At 45.4% G+C, this 4,987-nt stretch carries 4 protein-coding genes and 2 pseudogenes; all 6 read left to right on the top strand.

All coding sequences use genetic code 11. The features are described from left to right. A pseudogene (locus ACJBF3_RS25765) lies at nucleotides 1-308 on the top strand (type VI secretion system tip protein VgrG); the annotation flags it as partial. A 104-nt stretch (nucleotides 309-412) separates the two neighbouring features. Beyond that, complete coding sequence (locus ACJBF3_RS25760) at nucleotides 413-2,080, top strand: acetyltransferase (RefSeq protein ID WP_045332191.1); 1,668 nt, start codon at nucleotides 413-415, stop codon at nucleotides 2,078-2,080. Beyond that, a complete protein-coding gene (locus ACJBF3_RS25755) occupies nucleotides 2,077-3,168 on the top strand; it encodes a T6SS immunity protein Tli4 family protein (RefSeq protein WP_045332186.1) in 1,092 nt (363 codons plus the stop codon). Before ACJBF3_RS25760 ends, ACJBF3_RS25755 begins: the two co-directional genes overlap by 4 nt. A 79-nt stretch (nucleotides 3,169-3,247) precedes the next feature. Continuing rightward, complete coding sequence (locus ACJBF3_RS25750; protein ID WP_406545298.1) at nucleotides 3,248-3,832, top strand: hypothetical protein; 585 nt, start codon at nucleotides 3,248-3,250, stop codon at nucleotides 3,830-3,832. Between the two features lie 50 nt (nucleotides 3,833-3,882). Then, on the top strand, nucleotides 3,883-4,338 hold the full coding sequence (locus tag ACJBF3_RS25745) for a T6SS immunity protein Tli4 family protein (protein WP_406545297.1): 456 nt from the start codon (nucleotides 3,883-3,885) through the stop codon (nucleotides 4,336-4,338). Between the two features lie 78 nt (nucleotides 4,339-4,416). Continuing rightward, nucleotides 4,417-4,728, top strand: a pseudogene (locus tag ACJBF3_RS25740) (hypothetical protein); the annotation flags it as partial. Nucleotides 4,729-4,987 lie beyond the last annotated feature (259 nt).

Genomic DNA, 4,987 nt, shown 5'->3' with positions numbered 1-4,987 from the left:
TCCGGATAGCGGACGGAACGGTGGAGTGTGCGGCGCCGGACAAAATCATCGAGCGCGGGGCGGTGTGGCAGAAGTTTGGCGGACAGAGTATAAGCCAGGCAATGCAGAGCTGGGAAAACGCCGAATTTGCCATAACGCCTGAAGTCAGGCGGTTATCGGATGACTCGCCGGTGGCTGGTCTGACACTGGGTTTAACAGGTGGGGATGGCACGCAGCAAAGTCTGGCAACCTCCGCTTCAGGGGCCACTGCGATGCAGAATAATATTAATATCGATTCTCTCAACGCCTCTTTGCTTGATAAAGCATAAGGCGTTGCGTTATTTCGAAGTATATCTTCGGGGAAAGCACCGTGTTGATTGTCACGAAGGTCTTCCTGAAGATTATTTTCCTGAACGGAAAAAGGACGGAATTCATGACGGAAGAAAATACGACAGGTAATGAGAGCAGTCCCTCGATGATCTACATAAAACCAGAATGGGACGACAATGGAAAAGTCTACTGGCCTGGCATACAGAATCAGAAAAAATCAGAGAATGCTAAAGCTGTTTTGCTGCAGCCGCCTGTCAAAGCGATCCCCGTTATCTTCCTTCCTGGAGTGATGGGGACCAATTTGATGGCAAACAAAGCCTCACAAACCGAAGATATTTGGCGTGGCGATAGTTTGGGAGGCGTATTTCTTAAATGGGCGGGAGTAGACGGAAAGCGCAGAAGAAAATTACTTAATCCCGACACCACAAAGGTGGATAATCGTGGGGATATTAACCAGACCCTCTATTCTCCGCTTTCCGATGACGGCAAATTATTTACAACCCGCCGGGAGAGGGGCTGGGGAGAGGTTTTATCCTTCAGCTACGGTAAATTTATAAGCGTTTTACAAGGTGCGCTGTTGGATGACTGGCAGCAGGATCTTGTTCACTATGGTAAATCAACGTCGGAGAAAAATGGGGTATTAAGTCAGCTGGTCGGCAAATCGCTGTCTGAAGAGAAAGATACTGAAATTACCGGCGAATCCATCCTGACTCAGCAGGAACTGAACCATTTCAAGAACTTTTTATTCCCGGTTCATGTCTATGGCTATAACTGGCTTCAGGATAATAAAACCTCGGCGCAAGGACTGGTTGCCTTTATCGACAGGATTATCAGCCTCTACAAAAATCAGCGCGGCCACGGCATGCCCTTTCCCGCCGGGCAGGAAAAAGTCATTATCGTTACCCATTCAATGGGCGGGCTGGTGGCGCGTTATGCGTCCCAGGTTTTGGGCGCAAAAGATAAGATTCTGGGTATAGTGCATGGGGTGATCCCCGATCTTGGCTCACCGGCAGCGTACCGCCGCATGAAGGTTGGCGCAAAACAGGAAGGCATGGCCGGAGCCGTATTGGGTAATACTGCAGAAGAGCTGATGCCGGTCCTGGCCAGGGCTCCCGCGCCGCTTCAGCTCTTACCTTCGGCGAAATACCTTTCCGGAGCGCCCTGGCTGAGCGTGGAAGGGGCTGGCGAAGACGGCAGCGATGTAAAACTACCGCAAGCCGGGGATCCTTTCGGGGAGATTTACCTCAACAAGACGCTGTGGTACCGCCTGTATGAGTCCGACATTATCGATAAGGATGAGGCGGTGAGTCAGAGTAACTGGATTGAGTACAACGATCTCATTGATAAAAATGTCCAACCATATATTGAAAGTTTGGATAATCTTTATCATCCGAATACTTATGCCTTTTATGGTAATAAAATCGATTCAGACGGTACTCTTATGTGGAGGAAAACCTCCATTACTTACCCGAAAAACAGGCATGAAAGTGACAGAAAGCTGCCCAACAACTACCGGGAGATCCCCCTGCCTTTTAATCGTTCTCAGATGTATGTGATCACCTCATCAAATACGCCAGGCGATGGCACGGTGCCGGTGGAATCGCTGAGCGCGATTTGCCGTAACAGCGAAATCAAAAGCGTTCTGGCTATCGGCGTGGACCACCAAGGCGCCTATGACGTCAGCAGCATTAAGGATATACAGGCCAGGCCGGCCCTGCAGTTTACTCTCAGAGCCATTGTGAAAATGGTCCAGGAGATCCCGAAACCATGAAGACCATTAGACAGCTCACAGCATTATCCCTTATGGCGGGCAGCATGCTTTTTATTGCCCAGACTACGGCATCCACGCCAGTGCAGAAGGACAGTCCAGTGATAAATAGTTTGTTTGCGCAGACCAAACCGCAGTGCATCGGGCGCTATGTGATTGACGTTCCCGAGTCATTCAACAATCAACTTCACGATATGATTTTTATTGATGATTTTAAAATTGAAAGCAAACCTCTCTATCCACCCGCATTTAAACAGCGGGTGCAGTTAAGAGAGCAGGCTCTGCGCGATGCTATTAATAAACCAGGTAACAAACCTGAAAATGCCCCGTTTTTAAAAGAGGTTATTCAACTTCCTGATGGCAGAGGCACTATTTTCGATCGCAATGAATCGGGCGCTCCGGATATATACAGAAAGCTGGAAGCTCATGTTTATTCAGGCATGACAGCCTTTGTAATTACTACGGATATTCGTGACTTTTCAGATAAAAAGCACAGTGAAAAAAAATCAAAATATCTAGCAAGAGGTTTTACTGAGGCCGATGCAAATACCAAGCCAGTTAAGCTGGCTGCCCTGCAGTCTCTGATATCACGGCTTAGCGGCAGAAAAGATGAGGATGTTCCGTCGGTTAAAGGTGTGTGTATTCCAAATGGGTTTATCCGGGATGATGGCGAAAACCATAAGGAAAGCCTCACATTCCGGTATGAAAATGATGATTTTGTTTTTGGTGTCGATATGGATAACACAATTAAGGGTTCAGAAGACACGCTGTTTAACCGTAGTGTGCAAATCAATGAGGCGCTTAAAACATCAAACCAGTACACTATTAAGAAAGTAGCACTCTCACCGAACGGTATTCCGGCTGAGTCATGGTTGTTTGGTGGTACACAGGTCATCAGAAATACGGCAACGGGAAAGGATGAAAAGAACACATTCTATAATTTTATGCTTTATGCTAATGAGCGTAATGCGACACCGGATAAGCCGAATCTTAACATTGGGTTCGGCAGTGAGTACAAAAAAACGCGCTACAGCGAAGCACAGATGATAGAAATCTGGGACCGGCTGGTGAATTCCCTGCGCTATAAATGAAGAAAAAAGCTGGGTGCCTGGAATGGTTTTTCGTTTCTGCCGGGGAGCCTGCCTGGCATGCTGAGTTGGAGTTGTTACCATGCAATGCATCTGTAAATATATGGCCTTATCATCACTGGCTGCTGGTTTGCTTTTTATTGCCCAGGCTACGGCATCCACGCCAGTGCAGAAGGACAGTCCAGTGATAAATACTTTGTTTGCGCAGACCAAACCGCAGTGCATCGGGCGCTATGTGATTGACGTTCCCGAGTCGTTTAACAATCAGCTCCACGATATGATTTTTATTGATGATTTTAAAATTGAAAGCAAACCTCTCTATCCACCCGCATTTAAACAGCGGGTGCAGTTAAGAGAGCAGGAGCTTAATGAAGCAATAAATAAGCCTGGGAATGATCCAGAAAATGCACCTTTTATAAAACAGATTATTAGAATACATAACGATAAAGGTATTATTTATGATCGAAACAACTTTGGCTCTGCGGATTCATTCCGGTATCTGGAAGCTCATGTTTATGTAAATGGAATCGCTTTTATTATTACTACCAAGATTTTAGACTTGTCTGCTGGTAAATATGCGTATGAAAAAAATCATATCTTAATGCTGGTTTTACCGAGGAAGAGACCAACACTAAGCCAGCCAAGCTGGCTGCCCTGCAGTCTCTGATATCACGGCTTAGCGGCAGAAAAGATGAGGATGTTCCGTCGGTTAAAGGTGTGTGTATTCCAAATGGGTTTATCCGGGATGATGGTAGTCAGCATGTTGAAAAAATTACATTCCGGTATGAAAATGATGATTTTGTTTTTGGTGTGTATACAAATAATAAATATCCTGGTTCAGAGGACACCCTGTTTAACCGTAGTGCGCAGATTAATGAGGCACTTAAAACGGCAAATCAGTACACCATAAAGAAAGTGGCACTCTCACCGAACGGTATTCCTGCAGAGTCATGGTTGTTTGGTGGTACCCAAACCATCAGAAATCCAGCGTTGGGGCAGGATGAAAAAAATACATTTTATGATTTTGATTTTAAGGCCAATGAGCGTGATGCTACCGCAGACAAGCCAAAATTTAGCATTGGACTCACCAGCGAGTATAAAAAAACACGCTACAGCGAAGCACAGATGATAGAAATCTGGGACCGGCTGGTGAATTCCCTGCGCTATAAATGAAGAAACAAGATGGGTGCCTGGAATGGTTTTCGTTTCTTCCGGAGAGCCAGCCAGGCATGATGAGCAGGAGTGGTCATCATGCAATGTATCTGTAAGTATATGGCTTTATCATCACTGGCTGCCGGTTTGTTTTTTATTGCCCAGGCTACGGCATCCACGCCAGTACAGAAGGGCGGTCCCGTGATAAATAGTCTGTTTGCGCAGACTAAACCGCAGTGCATCGGGCGCTATGTGATTGACGTTCCCGAGTCGTTTAACAATCAACTCCACGATATGATTTTTATCGATGATTTTAAAATTGAAAGCAAACCTCTCTATCCACCCGCATTTAAACAGCGAGTGCAGTTAAGAGAGCAGGCTCTGCGCGATGCTATTAATAAACCAGGTAACTTATAAAGGAACTATTTTAGATATGGGGCTTCATGGAGAGAGATAGTCTTGTATAAATGCAAAAATATATCCTTTACCGAAGTTAAAAATGGTTTGGTTATTAGTTAAAGCTCTCCGGAGAAGAGTGTTTATTCTATTTGAAATGGGGTGTATTAATTTTAATAAAAAGAACTTCACTTGCGTAAATGTACCATTCTCTGATGTTGGGGAAAGCGAATGATATCATGACGTAAGAAATGTGTTTTATATTATATAAAAT

Origin of the sequence: Enterobacter sp. PP-008-ECC_S150, from assembly GCF_045257065.1 — a bacterium.
Classification (GTDB): domain Bacteria; phylum Pseudomonadota; class Gammaproteobacteria; order Enterobacterales; family Enterobacteriaceae; genus Enterobacter; species Enterobacter chengduensis.
The sequence above is the reverse complement of the archived record's forward strand: the minus strand, read 5'-3'. Positions and strand labels throughout refer to the sequence as shown.

What these genes read in the sequence shown, in the direction of transcription:
- ACJBF3_RS25760 (WP_045332191.1), top strand. Translation starts at nt 413, where the DNA reads ATGACGGAAGAAAATACGACAGGTAATGAGAGCAGTCCCTCGATGATC.
- ACJBF3_RS25755 (WP_045332186.1), top strand. Translation starts at nt 2,077, where the DNA reads ATGAAGACCATTAGACAGCTCACAGCATTATCCCTTATGGCGGGCAGC.
- ACJBF3_RS25750 (WP_406545298.1), top strand. Translation starts at nt 3,248, where the DNA reads ATGCAATGCATCTGTAAATATATGGCCTTATCATCACTGGCTGCTGGT.